11 protein-coding genes are annotated in these 17,714 nt (G+C 69.3%); 8 read left to right on the top strand and 3 right to left on the bottom strand.

Annotation, left to right across the window (positions count from 1 at the left end):
* Nucleotides 1–7 precede the first annotated feature (7 nt).
* Entirely contained in the window at nucleotides 8–2,062 is a 2,055-nt protein-coding gene (locus QQA02_RS02830) for a DEAD/DEAH box helicase (RefSeq protein WP_502870968.1), read from the bottom strand.
* A gap of 423 nt (nucleotides 2,063–2,485) precedes the next feature.
* On the opposite strand from QQA02_RS02830, the gene QQA02_RS02825 reads away from it, so the two are divergent.
* The 7 genes from QQA02_RS02825 (at nucleotide 2,486) to cydC (ending at nucleotide 13,849) form a co-directional block, all read left to right on the top strand.
* Nucleotides 2,486–3,928, top strand: a complete 1,443-nt coding sequence (locus QQA02_RS02825) for an amino acid permease (protein WP_284773016.1) — start codon at nucleotides 2,486–2,488, stop codon at nucleotides 3,926–3,928.
* A gap of 35 nt (nucleotides 3,929–3,963) precedes the next feature.
* Nucleotides 3,964–4,371 (top strand): (deoxy)nucleoside triphosphate pyrophosphohydrolase, encoded by a 408-nt coding sequence (locus QQA02_RS02820; RefSeq protein WP_284773014.1) that lies wholly within the window; start codon nucleotides 3,964–3,966, stop codon nucleotides 4,369–4,371.
* Nucleotides 4,368–7,343 (top strand): DUF3427 domain-containing protein, encoded by a 2,976-nt coding sequence (locus QQA02_RS02815; protein ID WP_284773013.1) that lies wholly within the window; start codon nucleotides 4,368–4,370, stop codon nucleotides 7,341–7,343. The genes QQA02_RS02820 and QQA02_RS02815 overlap by 4 nt, the downstream gene beginning before the upstream one ends.
* Before the next feature lie 415 nt (nucleotides 7,344–7,758).
* Nucleotides 7,759–9,375 (top strand): cytochrome ubiquinol oxidase subunit I, encoded by a 1,617-nt coding sequence (locus tag QQA02_RS02810; protein WP_284773065.1) that lies wholly within the window; start codon nucleotides 7,759–7,761, stop codon nucleotides 9,373–9,375.
* A gap of 19 nt (nucleotides 9,376–9,394) precedes the next feature.
* Nucleotides 9,395–10,444, top strand: coding sequence for a cytochrome d ubiquinol oxidase subunit II (gene cydB / locus QQA02_RS02805; RefSeq protein WP_284773063.1), 1,050 nt, complete (start codon nucleotides 9,395–9,397; stop codon nucleotides 10,442–10,444).
* 61 nt (nucleotides 10,445–10,505) lie between these two features.
* Nucleotides 10,506–12,095: an ABC transporter ATP-binding protein/permease gene (locus QQA02_RS02800; RefSeq protein ID WP_284773061.1), complete on the top strand. Its 1,590-nt coding sequence runs from the start codon at nucleotides 10,506–10,508 to the stop codon at nucleotides 12,093–12,095.
* The gene (cydC, locus tag QQA02_RS02795) at nucleotides 12,092–13,849 is read left to right on the top strand and encodes a thiol reductant ABC exporter subunit CydC (protein WP_284773012.1); all 1,758 of its coding nucleotides are present in this window, start codon (nucleotides 12,092–12,094) and stop codon (nucleotides 13,847–13,849) included. Before QQA02_RS02800 ends, cydC begins: the two co-directional genes overlap by 4 nt.
* 64 nt (nucleotides 13,850–13,913) lie before the next feature.
* Here the strand turns inward: cydC and QQA02_RS02790 are convergent, their stop codons facing one another.
* Nucleotides 13,914–15,308, bottom strand: coding sequence for a DHA2 family efflux MFS transporter permease subunit (locus tag QQA02_RS02790; protein ID WP_284863259.1), 1,395 nt, complete (start codon nucleotides 15,306–15,308; stop codon nucleotides 13,914–13,916).
* Entirely contained in the window at nucleotides 15,305–16,666 is a 1,362-nt protein-coding gene (locus tag QQA02_RS02785) for an MFS transporter (protein ID WP_284863257.1), read from the bottom strand. The genes QQA02_RS02790 and QQA02_RS02785 overlap by 4 nt, the downstream gene beginning before the upstream one ends.
* Nucleotides 16,667–16,908: 242 nt before the next feature.
* Between QQA02_RS02785 and QQA02_RS02780 the strand changes: the two genes are divergently transcribed.
* Entirely contained in the window at nucleotides 16,909–17,532 is a 624-nt protein-coding gene (locus QQA02_RS02780; RefSeq protein WP_284863256.1) for a hypothetical protein, read from the top strand.
* Nucleotides 17,533–17,714: the final 182 nt, after the last annotated feature.

The following is a 17,714-nucleotide window of genomic DNA, read 5'->3' as shown; positions in this document are numbered from 1 at the left end:
TGACTTCCTACCAGCGGTCGCGACGGTCACGGTTGCCGCCGCGGCGGTCGTCACGGTCCCGGCGGTCCCGGTGGCCGCCCCGACGGTCGTCCCGGTCGCGGTAGCCGCCCCGACGGTCGTCACGGTCGCGGTAACCGCCGCGCCGGTCGTCGCGGTCCCGGTAACCGCCGCGCCGGTCGTCGCGGTGACGGCGGTGGCCGCCCCGGCGGTCGTCACGGTGGCCACGGCCCCGGTCGCGGTAGTTGTCGCGGTCGCGGTCCCGCGGCGGGCGGCCGGTGTCACGCTCGAGGTTGATCAGCTGGCCGGAGATGCGGGTCTCCTCCAGGCGCTCGAAGACCTCGCCCGGCAGATCCTCGGGCAGCTCCACCAGGGAGTGCGAGCCGAAGATCGAGATGCGGCCGAAGTCCCGGGAGTTCAGCCCGCCCTCGTTGGCCAGGGCGCCGACGATGGCGCCCGGGCGCACGTGCTGGCGCTTGCCCACGGAGATGCGGTACATCGCCTTGCCCTCGCCGGCCTCGAAGCGGCCGCGGCCACGGCGGTCGCCCCGGTCGCGGTCCCGGTCGCGGCGGTCCCGGCGGTCGCGCTTGGCGTCCTTCGGCGGCTCCTTCATCAGGAACTCGTCGCCGATCTGCGCCTGGGTGGCCAGCGCCGCGGCGATGTCCTCCAGCGGGGTGTCGTGCGCCTCGGAGTAGGCCTTGACCAGACCGCGGAACAGCTCGAGCTGCGGGTCCTCCAGCGACTCGGTGATCGAGTCGGCGAAGCGGGACTTACGCGACTCGTTGACCTCGTCGACGGTCGGCAGGTCCATCTCGGCCAGCGGCGCGTTGGTCACCCGCTCGATGGTGCGCAGCATGCGGCGCTCGCGCGGGGTGACGAAGAGGATGGCCTCGCCGGTGCGCCCGGCACGCCCGGTGCGGCCGATGCGGTGGACGTAGCTCTCCGTGTCGTGGGGGATGTCGAAGTTGAGCACGTGGCTGATGCGCTCGACGTCGAGGCCGCGGGCGGCGACGTCGGTGGCCACGAGGATGTCCAGGCGACCGTCGCGCAGCTGGTCGACGGTGCGCTCGCGCTGGGCCTGGGCCACGTCGCCGTTGATGGCGGCGGCGGAGAAGCCCCGGGCGCGCAGCTTCTCGGCGACCTCCTCGGTCTCCGACTTGGTGCGCACGAAGATGATCATGGCCTCGAACTCGGTGACCTCGAGAATGCGGGTCAGCGCGTCGAGCTTGTTGCGGTGGGCCACGTGCAGCCAGCGCTGCGTGATGTTGGTGGCCGTGCGGGTCTCCGCCTTGACGGTGACCTCGGCGGGGTTGTCGAGGTACTGCTTGGAGATCCGGCGGATGCCGTTGGGCATGGTCGCGGAGAACAGGGCGACCTGCTTGTGCTCCGGGGTGTCCTCGAGGATGCGCTCGACGTCCTCCTGGAAGCCCATGTTGAGCATCTCGTCGGCCTCGTCGAGGACGAGGAAGCGCAGGTTGGAGATGTCCAGCGAGCCGCGCTCGAGGTGGTCGATCACACGTCCCGGGGTGCCCACGATGATGTGGGCGCCGCGCCGCAGGCCGCCGAGCTGGATGCCGTAGGCCTGCCCGCCGTAGATCGGCAGGATGTGGATGCCGCCGAGGTGGTCGGCGAACTGCTGGAAGCTGTCGGCGACCTGCAGGGCCAGCTCGCGCGTCGGCGCGAGGATCAGGGCCTGCGGGTGGCGCTGCGAGCGGTCGATGCGCGCCAGGATCGGCAGCGCGAAGGCCGCGGTCTTGCCCGTGCCGGTCTGGGCCAGGCCGACCACGTCGCGGCCCTGCATCAGCAGCGGGATGGTCTCCTGCTGGATCGCCGAGGGCTGCTCGAAGCCGACCTTGCGCACGGCCGCCACGACGTCGTCGGGCAGGCTCAGCGCCTCGAAGCCCGGCGTGTCGTCGTTCTCGTCCACGGACTTCGCATCCTTGGCGGACGTGTCTTCCGTCTTCCCGTCGGCGCCGGCGTCCTGCGCGGCGTCGTCCTTGTTCTCGGCGCCCGTGGCGTCGTCGTTCTGCTCGGCGCCCTGCTCGACGCTGTCCTTGTCGTCCATGTCCTTGGCGCCTTCGCTTTCCGACGCCGTCCCTTCCGCCACGTGCGCGTCCGCCGCGGCCTCTGCGCCGCCCTCGGCGGCGCCTTCCTTCTTCTCGTCGTCGTTCTCGGTCTGCCCGGCCTGATCCGCGTCCCTGGTGTTCTCCGAGGTCTGGGCCTCGACACCGCGCGAATCTTCCCGGTTCACCGACTCATCCACATTCTCCGGCACATTCTCGCCGCCGGTGGCGTTTTCGGTTATGCTCATTGCCCTGCAAGAATACGACAGGTACCACGGTTTTTCCGCATCGGGCCGACGATTTCGCTCCGGCACCCGATGGAGTGCTGCGTCACCGTGGCTGCTATGGTGCGCCGCGCAACTCCCTATTCGCCGGCGCGTCGCCGTGGGCGCGTCAATTCAACAGAAAAGAAAGTGGGCTCGGTCATGTCGGCACAGCCTTCAGAGAGCACCGCCGCGCAGTCCGCGCAGGCGCAGACCCAGACACCGCAGCGTCGTCCGCAGCTGGGGCTGAAGGCCCGACACATCCACTTCATCGCGCTGGGCTCCGCGATCGGCACCGGCCTGTTCTACGGCTCGGCCGGCGCGATCCAGGCGGCCGGTCCCTCGGTGCTGCTGGTCTACCTGCTCGGCGGCGCGGTGGTCTACTTCATGCTCCGCGCGCTCGGCGAGATGGCCGTGCGTCACCCGGTCTCGGGTTCCTTCGCCGAGTACACCCGCGAGCACCTGGGCGGCTGGGCCGGCTACATCACCGGCTGGATGTACGCCTTCGAGATGATCATCGTCTGCCTGGCGGACCTGACGGCCATCGCGATCTACATGGGCTTCTGGTTCCCGGACACCCCGCAGTGGGTGTGGGTGGCCGTGACCCTGCTGGTCGTCGGCGCGGCCAACCTGGTCAGCGTGCGCTGGTTCGGTGAGCTCGAGTTCGCCTTCACCATCGTCAAGGTCGCCGCCGTGATCGCGATGATCGTCGGAGGTGCCGCGATCCTGGCGTTCAACCTGGGCTCGGACCCGCAGGCCGCGGGTGTGGACAACCTCTGGAGCGACGGCGGGTTCTTCCCCAACGGCGCCGGCGGCATGGTCTCCGCGTTCATCCTGGTCCTCTTCGCCTTCGGCGGCACCGAGATCATCGGCGTGGCCGGCGCGGAGGCCGAGGAGCCCAAGAAGGCGGTGCCGAAGGCCGTCAACACCGTGCCGATGCGCATCCTGCTGTTCTACGTGCTGAGCATCCTGGTCATCCTGCTGCTCAACCCGTGGCGCTCGATCACCGGCGAGGAGAGCCCGTTCGTACAGATCTTCAGCACCCTGGGCGTCAACTGGGCGGCCGCGCTGCTCAACGTCGTGGTCATCACGGCGGCGCTCTCCGCGATCAACTCGGACCTCTTCGGCGCCGGCCGCGTCATCACCGGCATGGCCTGCCAGCACCTCGCCCCGCAGCAGATGCAGAAGACCACCGCCAAGGGTGTGCCGGTGTTCACCACCGTCGCCCTGCTGGTCGTCCTGGTCGTCGGCGTCGTGCTCAACTGGGCGCTTCCCGAGGAGGTCTTCACCGTCGTCGCCGCGCTGGCCACCTTCGCCACGATCTACGTGTGGCTGATGATCCTCGTCGCCCACGTCGCCTCGCGCCGCCACCTGAGCGCCGAGGAGGTCGAGGCCCTGGACTTCCCGGTGCCGCTGTGGCCCTGGGGCCAGTACTTCGCCATCGCGTTCATCATCTTCACCTTCGGCATCATGCTCTGGGAGCCGGAGTACTGGACCGCACTCGCCGTCGGCGTGGGCTTCCTGGTGCTGATGACGGTGCTCTACTACGCCACCGGCCGCCACAAGATCCCCGGCATCAACGACATCGACGGCGCACGGCTCTAAAATCCGTACGCACCGAGATTAAGGAGTCCCCCGCGATGGGAATGGCCACTGACCCAATCCGCGTCACCGGCGCGGTCATCGTCCGCGATGGCGCTGTCATGGCCGCCCAGCGGGGGGCGCACAAGTCTCAAGGGGACCTTTGGGAGTTTCCCGGCGGCAAGATTGAGCCCGGTGAGACCCCACAGGAGGCGTTGGCGCGCGAGTTGCGCGAGGAGCTTTCCTGCCGCGTGAGCGTGGGAACGAGATTGACGACGACCGCTCATGACTACGGCACTGCGGTGGTTGAACTGACTACCTTCTTCTGCACCCTGGAGGGGACCGAGCCGCAGCTGAGCGAGCACCAGGCGCTCGCCTGGCTCCCGCCCGAGCGGCTTGAGGAGCTCGACTGGGCGCCGGCCGATATGCCCGCTGTTCGTCTGTTGATCGAAGGCGCCCACCCGTGAGCCGACTGTCCGAGGCGTTGAGCCTCGATACTCGATTCGGCTTTCTCGACCGCGCGCTGCCCGCCGGTCAGATCTTTAACCCCGAACTCATCGTCAACGCGTCCGCTGACGCCTCGACTCAGCATGCCGGCGAGGACCGGTCCATGCTCGCGGCGATTAAGAACGAGCTGCGACAGGCCAACGAGTTCATCTTCTCGGTCGCCTTTATCGCCCCGAGCGGCCTGGCGCCGCTGAAACAGCAGCTTCTCGATTTCACCGGCCGCGGGACGATCATTACCTCCCGCTATCTGGATTTCAACGAGCCCGCCGTTTTCCGCGAGCTCCTCCAGCTCACCGAGGACAACCCCAATATCGAAGTCCTCATTCACGAGGATGTCGATCACGGCTTCCACGCCAAGGGCTACATCTTCCGCCACGAGGTCGGCATGACTGCCATCGTCGGCAGCTCGAATGTCACCGGCAGCGCGCTGAGCACCAACCAGGAATGGAACTTGAAGTTCTCTGCCCTGCCCGGCGGCGATATCGTCGAGCAGATCGACAAGGCCGTGGACTATCAGAAGTCCACATCGGTCGCCTTGAGCGCCGAGTGGATTGAAAACTACGAGCAGACGCGCCGCCACCGTGACTTTGTCGTTTCCGACTCTGGGGTTGGCGAGCGCATTAACGGCCGCACGCGGATCCTGCCGAATGTCATGCAGTCCGATGCGCTCGAGCAGATCCAGCGCGTTGTCGATGCCGGCGAGCGGCGGGCCGTAGTCATTTCTGCCACCGGTACCGGAAAGACCATTCTCGCGGCCCTCGCGGTGCGCCAGTTCGCCCCGAAGCGAATGCTCTTTATCGTGCACAGCGCGGACATCCTCGCCAAGGCGAAGCTCGAGTTCCAGAAGGTTCTCGAAGAGCCCGAATCGGCCTTTGGCTTTTACTCCGGCGGCACCTATGACCTGGACGCGAAGTATCTCTTCGCCACCATCCAGACGATCTCGCGCGATGAGCACCTGTTGCAGTTCGCTAAGAAGGCCTTCGATTACATCGTCATTGATGAGGTCCACCGCTCTGGCGCCAGGTCCTACCGCAAGGTCGTCGATCACTTCGAGCCCGAGTTTCTCCTCGGGCTGACCGCGACTCCCGAGCGCACGGATAACTTCAACGTCTTCGAGCTCTTTGACTACAACGTCCCCTACGAGATCCGCCTCGACAAGGCGCTCAAAGGCCGCATGCTCGTGCCGTTCCACTACTACGGCATCGCCGATCCCGTCGATAGCGAAGGCACCAAGACCGGCGAGCAAATCTCGCTCGCCGCGCTGACAGATCCCAGCCGTGTGCGCAGCATCGTCGACAACTTACAGACCTATGGGCATGCCGAAGGCGCTAAGGGATTGATCTTCTGCAGCCGTGTCGAGGAGTGCCAGCTTCTAGCCGAAGAGCTCAGCGGCCAGCTGGTTTACGGCAAGCCGCTGCGCACCCGCGCGCTGACGGGCAGCTCCACGAACGAGGAGCGTCAGCAGGCGATCGAGGAACTCCAGGCCGGGCACCTGGACTATCTGATCACCGTCGACATCTTTAATGAAGGCGTCGATATCCCCGAGCTCAACCAGATTGTCATGCTGCGCGAGACGAAGTCCCGCATTATCTTCACCCAGCAGCTCGGTCGCGGCCTGCGCAAAGCTGCGGGTAAAGACCACGTTCGCGTGCTCGACTTCATTGGCAACTACGCGAATAACTACATGATTCCGCTGGCGCTTACCGGCGATAACACCGGCACCAAAGAAGGCGCGCGCCGCGACACCATGACGCCGACAGTCACCGCCGGTGGCTCGACCATTAGCTTCGATCGCATTGCCCAGGAGCGCGTCCTGCATGCCCTCGACAGCGCCCGGCTGACCGGCCGGCGCGAGCTCCGCGCAGCCATTATGTCGCTTCGCGACCGCCTCAATCGGATTCCCCAGCTGCGACACTTTCTGCGCTTCGACTCGCTCGATCCCTACGTACTGGCGACCACCGAACGGCCACGGAACTACTGGACGCTTCTGGTCTCTCTAAAGTTCTTGCCGAAGGACAAGGCCCCGAGCGCTGCAGAAGAGCCCTATTTGAGCATGCTTTCCGCAGAGCTGCTGAAGGGCATTCGCCCGCATGAGATTCTTCTTCTGCGGAGGCTCCTCGAAGTCGGCGAATTGACCCGCGATGAATTCCGTGAACTTCTTCGCGAGAACGATACTCGCTCTGACGATGCAGTTATCACGCACACCGAGCGGGTTCTCACGCTGGAGTTCTTCAACGAGCAGCTCAAAGATGCTTATGGCCGCACCCCCATTATCGGTGTCGTCCGCGGAAAATACCGCCTGCACCCGAAGTTCCGAGACCTCTACGAGGCCTACTCCCCCAGCGCCAAGCACGAGTGGAACCCCGCATCCTTCCGCGATCACGTCGATGATGTGCTCACCACAGGCCTGATACGTTGCCGCGAGACCGGTCAGTGGGACGGCCATCTGGTCGTTGGCCGGCGCTACACCCGCCGCGATGTCTGCCGCCTGCTGTGCTGGGCGAAGAACCAGGAAGGCACGATGTACGGCTACAAACTCGACGCCGATACTCAGACCTGCCCGATCTTCGTCACACACAACAAGGCCCCAGAGCTCGACGTCGACGTGCGCTACCCCGACCAATTGATCACCCCCAGTGTGATGCACTGGTACTCCAAACACGGGCGCACGCTGGCCAGCTCGGATGTTGCTCCGATGGCCGCCAATAAAGTTGACATGCCGCTCTTTGTAAAGAAAAGCGATGCCGAAGGCTCCGACTTCTTCTACCTCGGTCGCGTCTCGGCCGATAACCCCGAAGCCACAACGCTTCCCGATAAGGATCACGTTAAAAAGGACGTCGTCTCTATGGACTTGACGCTCGAGTCACCGATCGAGCAGGAGCTTTTCGACTACCTCAACGCCGAGGCGCGCACCGCGCGCCCGGACGCCTAGGGCGACCACCGGGACGTCGGCAATTATTGTTCCACCCCTTTTCGGGGGCCATTCGCAGTTCCTTCGCAACTGTAGCAAGTTTCACATGCCCGGTCGTACCCGCTGATCACCGGAATCGAAACTAAAGTCCCCAGCACGCAGAAGTGACGGGCGACACGAGACCTTTTACCCCTGTTCTGGTCTGATGTGTGAACTATCCGTCACGGGATTCGATTAACCCGCCAACTTTAGGTTGAATGTAATTGACGGCGGTACCCGGGCAGATTCTCCGGCTGCCCCGCGACCACTCCCCTGCGGCCGCTTCCGCCTTCCCCCACCGCGTGCCGGGGGCACGTGAACGCAGCCAACGCGACCGGCCGGCGGTGACATCGCTAATTGAAACCGGAGTGTGCTCACGCAAAGGGGCTGATTGACAGTGGATGTCCTGGACATCTCACGCTGGCAGTTCGGCATCACGACCGTCTACCACTACCTCTTCGTGCCGCTGACCGTCGGACTCGGCCCGCTCGTCGCACTAATGCAGACGTTCTGGCAGACCACCGGGCGCGACTACTGGTACCGCGCCACCAGGTTCTTCGGCACCGTCTTCCTCATCAACTTCGCCATGGGCGTCGCCACCGGCATCGTCCAGGAGTTCCAGTTCGGCATGAACTGGTCCGAGTACTCCCGCATGGTCGGCGACGTCTTCGGCGGCCCCCTGGCCCTCGAGGCGCTCATCGCCTTCTTCCTCGAGTCCGTCTTTCTGGGTGTGTGGATCTTCGGCTGGGGCAAGGTCCCCGGCTGGCTGCACACGACCTCGATCTGGATCGTCGCGGTGGCCACCAACATCTCGGCCTACTTCATCATCGTGGCCAACTCGTTCATGCAGAACCCCAAGGGTGCCGTCTACAACCCGGAGACCGGCCGCGCCGAGCTCAACGACATCGCCACCCTGCTGTTCAACAAGACCGCCTTCTTCGGCTACCTGCACGCCGCCGCCGGAGCCTTCCTCACCGGCGCGACCTTCATCCTCGGCGTGTCCTGCTGGTGGCTGATCCGCGCCCGCCGCCAGGCCGCCAGGGAGAACTGGGCCGAGGACGACCCGCGGCGCGCCCGCCACGAGATGCACCGCCCCGTCATCCGACTCGGGCTTTGGGCCACCTGGATCTCCACCGCCGCCATCGCCTTCACCGGCGACCTGCAGGCCAAGCTGATGTTCGTCCAGCAGCCGATGAAGATGGCCTCCGCCGAGTCGCTGTGCCACACCCAGACCGACCCGAACTTCTCGGTGCTCACCGTGGGAACGCACAACAACTGCGACTCCGTCATCCACCTCATCGACGTGCCCTTCGTCCTGCCGTTCCTGGCCGAGGGCAAGCTCTCCGGCGTGACCCTGCGCGGCGTGCTCGACCTGCAGGCCGAGCACGAGGCCCTCTACGGCCCCGGAAACTACACGCCCAACCTCTTCGTCAGCTACTGGTCCTTCCGCGCCATGATCGGCCTCATGCTCGGCTCGATCCTGCTGGCTCTCTTCGCCTGGTGGTTCACCCGCCGCGGCAAGGCCCCGACCGGCAAGTGGGGCACCTGGTTCGCCCGCTGCTCCCTGATCGCCGTTCCCTTCCCGTTCCTGGCCAACATCGCCGGCTGGATCTTCACCGAGATGGGCCGCCAGCCCTGGATCGTCCACCCGAACCCCGAATCCGTCGGTGACCCGCGCACCGAGCTGATCCGCATGACCGTCGGCGAGGGCGTCTCGAACCACTCGGCCGCCTACGTCTGGTTCACCATCATCGGCTTCACCCTGCTCTACGGCCTGCTCTACGTCGTGTGGTTCTGGCTGGTGCGCCGCGCCGTGCTCTTCGGGCCCCCGGCCGAGTCCGGCCCCGACCCCGCCGGTGGCGCCGAGCAGCCCGGCCCGGCCCACGCCGTCGCCGCCGAGCACCCCATGCGTGTGGAGCCGGTGCGCTTCGCCACCGCCGTGACCGGCCCTGACGCCGGTGCCGCGGACAAGGGCACCGACACCACGTCCACCCCCGAGCCCGGGAAGAACTAGGAGGAACACCATGTTCGGCATCGAACTTCCCGTCATCTGGTTCATCCTGATAGCCGTGCTCTTCGCCGGCTACTTCCTGCTCGAGGGCTTCGACTTCGGCGTCGGCATCCTCGCGCCCTTCATCGGCCGCAACCGCGCCGAGCGCAACACCCTCGTCGGCACCATCGGTCCCGTCTGGGACGGCAACGAGGTCTGGCTGATCACCGCCGGCGGCGCCATGTTCGCCGCCTTCCCCGAGTGGTACGCCACCCTGTTCTCCGGGTTCTACATCCCGCTGTTCCTCATCCTGGTCGCCCTCATCGTGCGCATCGTCGCCCTCGAGTGGCGCAAGAAGGTCTCCGACCCCGTCTGGGAGCGCTGGTGCGACTGGGGCCTGGCCTTCGGCTCCTGGGCGCCGGCGATCCTGTGGGGCATCGCCTTCGCCAACATCGTCCGCGGCCTGCCGCTGGAGGCCGACCACTCCCTGGACGCCGGCGCCGCCTTGGCGACCGTGTTCAACCCCTACGGACTGATGGGCGGGGTGACCTTCACCGCGCTGTTCGTCTTCCACGGCCTGACCTTCATCCGGCTCAAGACCGACGGTGTGGTGCGCGAGCGCGCCCAGCGCTTCATCGTGCCCGTCGCCGCGATCACCGCCGTGTGCGGCGTGATCTTCCTGGTCTGGACCGTGCTGATCACCGCCAACGAGCCGTGGGCCTGGGCGCTGGCCGTCCTCGCCGCCGTGCTGCTGCTCGCGGCCGCCGCGATGATGTACCTCGGCGGCGACGGCTGGGCCTTCCTACTCAGCTGCCTGGTCGTGGTCTGCTGCACCGCGCTGCTCTTCGGCGCGCTCTTCCCCGACGTCATGCCCACCACGCTCGCCGGCGGCGAGTCTCTGACGGTGTGGAACGCCGCCTCGGCGCCCTACACCCTGAAGTTCATGACCTGGGTCGCGCTGATCATGACCCCGCTGGTGCTCATCTACCAGGGCTGGACCTACTGGGTCTTCTCCCGCCGTCTGCGCGCCGAGGACGCCCACGTGGAGATTTCCGACGCCCTGCCCCGCCACGCCCTGAACGAGGCGCGGTAGCGTGCGCCGTGGCGTCGCACCCGCACAGCCCGTCCCCGAACCGGTGGACGGGCCCGCGGACCTGTCCGACGCCGCTGACGCCACACCCCGGCGCGGGCCCGTCGACCCGCGCCTCCTCCGCCTCTCCGCGCCCACCCGGCGCTGGATCGGCGCGGCAGGCTTGTTGACCGCCTGTCAGTCCGTGGCCACCGTGGTCATGGGGCTCATGGTCGGCCTGGTCACCGCCGGGCTGATCGAACAGCCCGAACAGGCCTTGAGCTCTTGGGCCGGGCACCTCGGGGCACTGGCCGCCGCCGTCCTCGTGCGCGGCGCCGTCTCTTTCGCCCAGTCCCGCTTCGCCCACCGCGCCGCCGCCGCGGTGACCGTCGACCTGCGCGCGAAGGCGCTGGAGCGCCTCGCCCTGGCTGACCCCCGCCGAGTCGACCGCGCCGCCTGGCGCACCACACTCGGCACCGGCATCGAAGGGCTCGGGCCGTACCTGACCGGCTTCCTGCCGGCGCTCGCCGGCACCGTGATCGCCACCCCGGTCATGCTCGCCGTCGTCTGGTGGCTCGACACCCCCTCGTTCCTGATCGCCCTGGTAACCGTCCCGCTGATCCCCTTCTTCATGTGGCTGGTCGGGACACTCACCGCCGGGCGCACCGAACGCCGCCTGCGCGACCTCTCCGTGCTCACCGACCAGCTGCTCGACCTCATCGCCGGGCTGCCCACGCTGCGCACCGTCGATCGGCAGAAGGACACCCTCGCCGAGGTCCGCAGGCTGTCCTCCCGGCACACCGACTCCACCGTCTCCGTGCTGCGCATCGCATTCCTGTCCAGCCTCGTGCTGGAGTTCCTCGCCACCCTGTCGGTGGCGCTGATGGCCGTCGGCATCGGCTTCCGCCTCCTCGACGGCGACATGACCCTGGCCGCGGGGCTGACCGTCCTGGTCATCGCCCCCGAGGTCTACAACCCCATCCGCGAGGTGGGCACCCGTTTCCACGACGCCCAGGACGGCCTCGCCGCCACCGACGCCGTGCTCGCCGCGCTCACCGGCGGCTCGGTCGGCGCCGCAGGCGTCGGCGCTCGCGCCGACGGCGCGGGGAGCGCGCTCGCGGGGGTAGGCGCGACGTCGGCAAACGAGGCCGGCGACGGCGTGCGCGTCGTCTTCGAGCACCTCACCGTGCCCGACCGCGACGGCGCGCGACCGCGCGACCTGAGCGGTACCGCTGAGCCCGGCGCGCTGACTGTGCTCGCCGGGCCCAACGGCGCCGGCAAGTCCACCGCGCTACTCAGGCTTCTCGGCATCGTCACCGACGGTGTCACCGGGGCGGCCCGCGTCGAGGCCGCCGGAGAGGTGCTCGACCGCGACGAGCTGTGGCGGCAGGTCTCCTACCTGCCACAACGCCCCGTGCTCGACCCGGCGTCGGTGGGCGACACCTCCGGGCTCTCGCTCGGCCAGCGCCAGCGCGTCGCCTTCGCCCGCGAGCTCGAACGTGACGCGAAGCTCATGGTCTGCGACGAGCCGACCGCGCACCTCGACGCGGAGAACGCGCAGGTCATGATCGACCAGCTGCGCGGGCGCGCCGCCGCCGGGGTGACCGTCATCGCCGCCAGCCACGACCCGCTGCTCATCGCCGCCGCCGACCGCGTCATCGAGGTGGGCGCATGAGCACCACCACGATCCTGCGCGGGGATCTTTCCGCCCTGCGCGCCGCCCGGCCGCTGACCGGACTGCGGCTGCGCGAACTCATCGGCCCCGTCACCGCCGGCACGGCGACCATGCTCGCCTCCATCGCGCTGACCGTCGTCTCCGCCTGGCTGATCACCAAGGCCTGGCAGCGGCCCTTCGTCATGGACGTCATGGTCGCCGTCACCGCCGTGCGCGCACTCGGCATCTCCCGGGCGCTGCTGCGCTACATCGAGCGGCTCTCCGCCCACCGCCTGGCACTCGGCACCGCCGGGCGCACCCGCGTCGGCGCCTACCGGCTGCTCGCCGCCGGCGACCCGAGGAAGGCCATGGGGCTCGGCTCCGGGGCGCTGCTGACCCGCCTCGGCGAGGACGTCGACGAGGTCGCCGACGTCATCGTGCGCGCCGTCGTACCCGTCGGCACCGCCGTGGTCACCGGAGCCGTCTCCGTCATCTTCGCCCTCTTCGTCTCCCCCGCCGCCGCCCTCGTGCTCGCCGTGGGGCTTCTGGCCGCGGCCGTCGTGCCGCCTTGGCTGGTCGCCCGCGGCGTGCGCGTGGCCGAGGACCGCCGGGCGGCCGCCGGCGAGGCCTACACCGCCGAGGTCGACCAGGTCCTCTCGGGATCGGCCGCCCTGCGCGTGCGCGGCGAGCTGGACGACGCGCTCACGCGTGCCGACGCCGCCGCCCGCGAGCGCGAGCGCGCCACCGAGGCCGGGGCACCCGCGCTGGCCTGGGCCGCCGGCGCCCGGAGCTGGATCCACGGGCTGACCGTGCTCGGCGTGATCCTGCTGGCAGGCAGCCTGTACCTGGCCGGCGGGCACTCCCCGCAGTGGCTCGGCGTGCTCGTGCTGCTCGCCCTGGCCGCCTTCGAGACGACCGGCGAGCTGCCCGCCGCCGCCGAGACGCTCACCCGGGCGGCCGGCGCCGCGCGCCGGATCGCCGGGTTCGCCGAGGGGTCGGGGGCTTCTGAGGAGGAGGCTGCCGCGGAGGGTTCCTTGGCTGGCCGCGCTGCCGCAGATTCTGCCGCGCAGGGCTCCGACGGCGCTGCGCCAGGCGGCGACGGGGTGTCGGAGGACTCGGACGGTCCCGCGCCCGCCGAGCCCGCCGGGCCGCGCCTGCCCGCCGAGCCGGACCTCGTAGCCCGCGGGCTCGTCGTCGGCTTCGACACGGACGTGGCCACCTGGGACGTTGACGCGCCCTTCGGCACCTTCCGCGAGATCGTCGCCCCCTCCGGCTACGGCAAGACCACCCTCCTGCTCACGCTCGCCGGCCTGCTGCCCCCGCGCGGCGGCACCGTGCTCGTCGGCGGGCTCGCATCGGCCGACTACCCCGCCCACGAGCTGCGCCGCGGCGTCTTCTTCACCCCCGAGGACGCCCACGTCTTCGCCACCACCGTGCGCGACAACCTCGCCGTCGGCGCCGCCGGCGCCACCGACGCCCAGATGCACCAGGTGCTCGAGGCGGTCGGCCTCGACGACTGGGTCGCAGGCCTTCCCGAGGGCCTTTCCACCATCCTCGACTCGGGTGCAGAGAGCCTCTCCGGCGGCCAGCGCCGCCGCCTGCTCATCGCCCGGGCCCTGCTCACCGACGCCCCCGTGCTGCTTCTCGACGAGCCCACCGAGCACCTCGACCCCGAAAGCTCCGCGGCGATGCTTAAGATGCTCTCCTCCGGCGACCTGCCGGGTGCCCGGGCCAGGCGCACCGTCATCGTCGTGCGCCACCCGCGCACGCGCTAGCGGCGGCGCGGAGAGCGCCCGGCGCGGCAGGCGCCTGCCCCGGCGCCGCCTACCCGGCCGCGTCCTACCCGGCCGCGTCCTGCGAGCGCACCCGCGTCGTCGCCCGGAAACCGGAGACGGCATACAAGCCCACCAGCAGCCCGCCGACCGGCAGCAGCATGCCCACGGCCAGCGCGCCAGCCTGCCCCAGCGGCCCGGCGCCCACCTGCAGCACCGCACCCAGCGACGCCGCGCCGAGCACCGCGCCGACCTGCCGGGACGTGTTGTAGACGCCCGAGCCCGCACCCACCAGGTGCTCGGGCAGTCCGCGCATCGAGATCGTCGAGTTCGGCGACCAGCACGCCCCGTTGGCCACACCCAGCAGGCAGATCGGCGCCAGCGTCCACAGCACCGGCGCCTGGAGCCACATCACCACCGCGAACGAGCACATCGCCGCGATGAGGAAGCCGAAGCCCGTCTTCGAGATCAGCCCCGGCGCCAGCCGGTCGGTCAGCCTGCCGGCCATCGGCGCGACGATCACCGAGAGCACCCCCATCGGGATCATCATCAGCCCGGCGTGGCGCGGGTCCATCCCCTTGACCTGCTGCAGGTACAGCATGATCGGCAGGTGCACCGCGTAGACGGCGAAGCCGAGCGTGGCCACCGCCAGCGCGCCGCGGGCGAAGTTGTTGTTGGTAAAGAGCTCCAGCGGCATCAGCGCCTCCCGCCCGGTGCGCCCGGCGCGGGCCTGCAGCCACACGAAGCCCACGCCCGCAGCCAGCCCCACGACGAGCACCGCGGTCAGCTCCGGGCCCCAGCCGAGCTCCGGGCCCTCCTGCAGCGCGAAGACCACGCCGAGCACCGCCACCAGCGAGACCAGCGCGCTGACCGGGTCGATGTGCGCGGCCGTGCGCTCCAGGCGCGGCACCCACCGCGAGACCAGCAGCAGCGAGACCAGGCCGAGCGGCACGTAGGCCGCGAAGGCGAAGCGCCAGTCGGCCGCGCCGACGATCAGCCCGCCGAGCACCGGCCCGAACATCCCCGTCGAGCCCGCCACGGCCGACCACACCCCCATCGCCTGGCCGCGGTGGTCCGCCGGGAAGACCCGGTTGATCACGCTCAAGGGCTGGGGGTTGACCAGCGAGGCGCCGAAGCCCTGGCAGGCGCGCAGCACGATCAGCGCCTCGATCGTCGGCGCCACGGCGCAGCCGGCCGCGCACGCGGTGAAGATCGCCATGCCGCACAGGTAGACCGTGCGCTGTCCGAAGCGGTCGCCGAGCCGCCCGGTCACCAGCAGCGGCACCGCGAAGGTCAAGAGGTAGACCGCCGAGACCCACACCGCCTGGTTGACCGAGGCGCCCAGCTCACGCTGGATGTCCGGCAGGGCCACGGCCACGAAGGACTGGTCGAGCAGCGTGACGAAGAGCCCCACGCACAGCGCCCCGAGCGCGTGCCACGGCCGCGCGGAAGCCCGGCTCACGCGCGCCCCTCCCGATTGCCGACGTCGCGCCCCTCGCCCTCGGCGGTTGCCGCACCGTCGGCGGTCCCGGCGCCTGCGGCGCCGGGCGCGCCCGTGGAACCTTCGGTACTGGAGGGGTGGGACGGGACGTCGGCAATTGAGCGCAGGTCGCCGCCGGCTGCCTCGAGGGTCTCGCGCCCGTGCAGCGCCCAGGAAAGGAAGGCCAGGGCGGTCACCGCTCCGCAGACGGCGAAGCCGACCGGGAAGCCGGCGGCCTGCGCGATCGCGCCGACGACGATGGGCCCGAGGATCGTGCCGCCGTCCTGGGCCATCTGGAAGTTGGCCAGCACGTTGCCGCCGGAGCGCTTGTTGCCGATGACGTCGGCGATCACGGCCTGCTGCGGCGGGTTGAGCACGCCCGCGCCCGCGCCGGCCAGGGCGGAGGCGATGAGCAGCGGGTAGAAGCTGTCGGCCAGTCCCAGGGTGCCGGTGAAGACGCCGTTGGCGGCCAGCCCGATCAGGATCAGCGGGCGGCGGCCCACGCGGTCGGCCAGGCGCCCGGAGAACTGCAGGCAGATCGCGTTGCCGAAGGCGAAGGCGGCCATCGCCAGGCCGGCGATCGCCCCGCCGTGCTCGAAGACGGCGGCCGCGAACAGCGGCAGGGTGGCCACGCGCACGCCGAAGTTGGACCAGCCGTTGGCGAAGCCGGAGACCAGCACGCAGCGGTAGGCGCGGTCGGCGAAGGCCTCGCGGAAGGTCATCGGCGGGTGCGCCGGGTCCTTGGCCACACGCCCCGTGCCCGCGTGCGGCATCCGCCACCACACCACGCCGACGGCCACGAAGAGCGTCGCGCCGTAGATGGCGAAGGGCGCGCGCATGCCCAGCGAGGACAGCGCCGCGCCGAGGACGGGGCCGATGATGTTGCCCAGGAGGAACGCCGAGGCGTAGGCCGAAGAGCAGCGCCCGCGGATCGTCGGCGGGGCGAAACGGACGATGATGCTCATCGCCGAGACGGTGAACATCGTCGAGCCGATGCCGCCCAGGCCGCGCAAGAGGAGGATGTGCCAGTACTCCTGGGCGATCGAGACCGCGCCCGTGGTCACCGCGACCGTGGACAGGCCCGTCAGGTAGACCCCGCGCGAGCCCAGCCGGTCGATCAGCTTGCCCGAGGCCGGCGCGAAGACAAGGCGCGAGAAGGCGAAGATCGAGACCACCGCGCCCGCGGCCGCCATGCCGACGTCGAAGCTCTGGGCGAACTGCGGGATGATCGGCGCGATCAGCCCGTAGCCCAGGGCGATGAGGAAGGCGGCGGCGACGAGCACCCAGATCTCGGTGGGGATCTTCGGCTTCGCGGTGGTGGCGGTCTGGGTCTCTGACATGGCTTTCTCGGTGATGCTCCCCTGCTCTGTGGGTGGTGCGCCTGGTGGCCTTCTCGGCGGCTTGTGGGTGGCTCGTGGGCGCTCGTGGGCGGCGCGTGGGCGCTCAATGCCGCAACCACCCTACCCCGGGCGCGCACGAAGTCCACCGAATGTCCTGGACAGCGCCAGCTTATAGAATGTGTGTTCTAGTTTTGGCTCGGAGCGGGGCCCTGCTGTCGCGCGGCGTTCTTAATGTGCAGGCCATGAAGAACTCCACGAACCCCTGTAACTCTGACACTTTCTCCTCCATCGGCGGCGGGCGCCGGCGCGGGCGCACCGCGCGAAACGGCGGCGCACGCAGCCGTGGCGCCGCGCGCAACGTGCGCGGCATCCGGCGCCGCCCCACCCACCGCGCCGAGACCCCGGACCCGGATCTCGCCGGCTCGCTGGCTCGCATGATCCAGAACCGCGAGTCCGACTCGCTGCGCAACGTGCTCTCGATGATCCGGCACCCGCGCTCGCTGGTGCGCCCAGGGGCCCGCTGGCGCCCACCGACACTGCATCTTCCCGAGGTGCTCGGCGAGGACGCCGCCGTCGTCGCCGTGCGCCGCCACCGCGTGGGCACCCGCGCGCGGGCCCGCATCCGTGGCTGGGGCTCCGAGACCGAGCCGGCCTACCTGCTCGTACTGCGTTTCAGCGCGACCGAGAAGAAGCTGCCCGCGGCCACCCCGGAGGCCTGGGTGCGCGCCCTGGTGCCCACCGCCGCGGCCGACGCCGTCCACCAGCTCACCGGAGAGACCGCGCCGACCTTCTGCTGGTTCGTCGACCGCGACTTCGCGCCCGTCCACTCCCCCGCGTCGTTGTTCACCGCCGGCGAGGCGGCCTGACGGGGAGCGGCGGGGAGAGTCGGGCGGGCCATACGGGGCGCGCGACGCGTTCGGTCATGTGTTTGCTTCGGAGGTGCGACGGCGTCCGGGCGGCTTCCGGCAGCGCATGTCCGTCGCCCGGCGGGTGAATCCCAAGAAACCTTCAAGAAATTACTCGAACACACTTGCGCTCTAACGCATGT

This window comes from Corynebacterium sp. MSK006, from assembly GCF_030232385.1.
Lineage (GTDB): Bacteria > Actinomycetota > Actinomycetes > Mycobacteriales > Mycobacteriaceae > Corynebacterium > Corynebacterium frankenforstense_A.
Note: the sequence above shows the minus strand (reverse complement) of the source record. Positions and strands in the feature narration are given on the sequence as shown.

Excerpts from the sequence above, each read along its gene's own strand:
- QQA02_RS02820 (WP_284773014.1), top strand. The coding sequence starts at position 3,964 with ATGGGAATGGCCACTGACCCAATCCGCGTCACCGGCGCGGTCATCGTC.
- QQA02_RS02830 (WP_502870968.1), bottom strand. The coding sequence starts at position 2,062 with ATGGACGACAAGGACAGCGTCGAGCAGGGCGCCGAGCAGAACGACGAC.
- cydC (WP_284773012.1), top strand. The coding sequence starts at position 12,092 with ATGAGCACCACCACGATCCTGCGCGGGGATCTTTCCGCCCTGCGCGCC.
- QQA02_RS02825 (WP_284773016.1), top strand. The coding sequence starts at position 2,486 with ATGTCGGCACAGCCTTCAGAGAGCACCGCCGCGCAGTCCGCGCAGGCG.
- QQA02_RS02785 (WP_284863257.1), bottom strand. The coding sequence starts at position 16,666 with ATGTCAGAGACCCAGACCGCCACCACCGCGAAGCCGAAGATCCCCACC.
- QQA02_RS02780 (WP_284863256.1), top strand. The coding sequence starts at position 16,909 with ATGAAGAACTCCACGAACCCCTGTAACTCTGACACTTTCTCCTCCATC.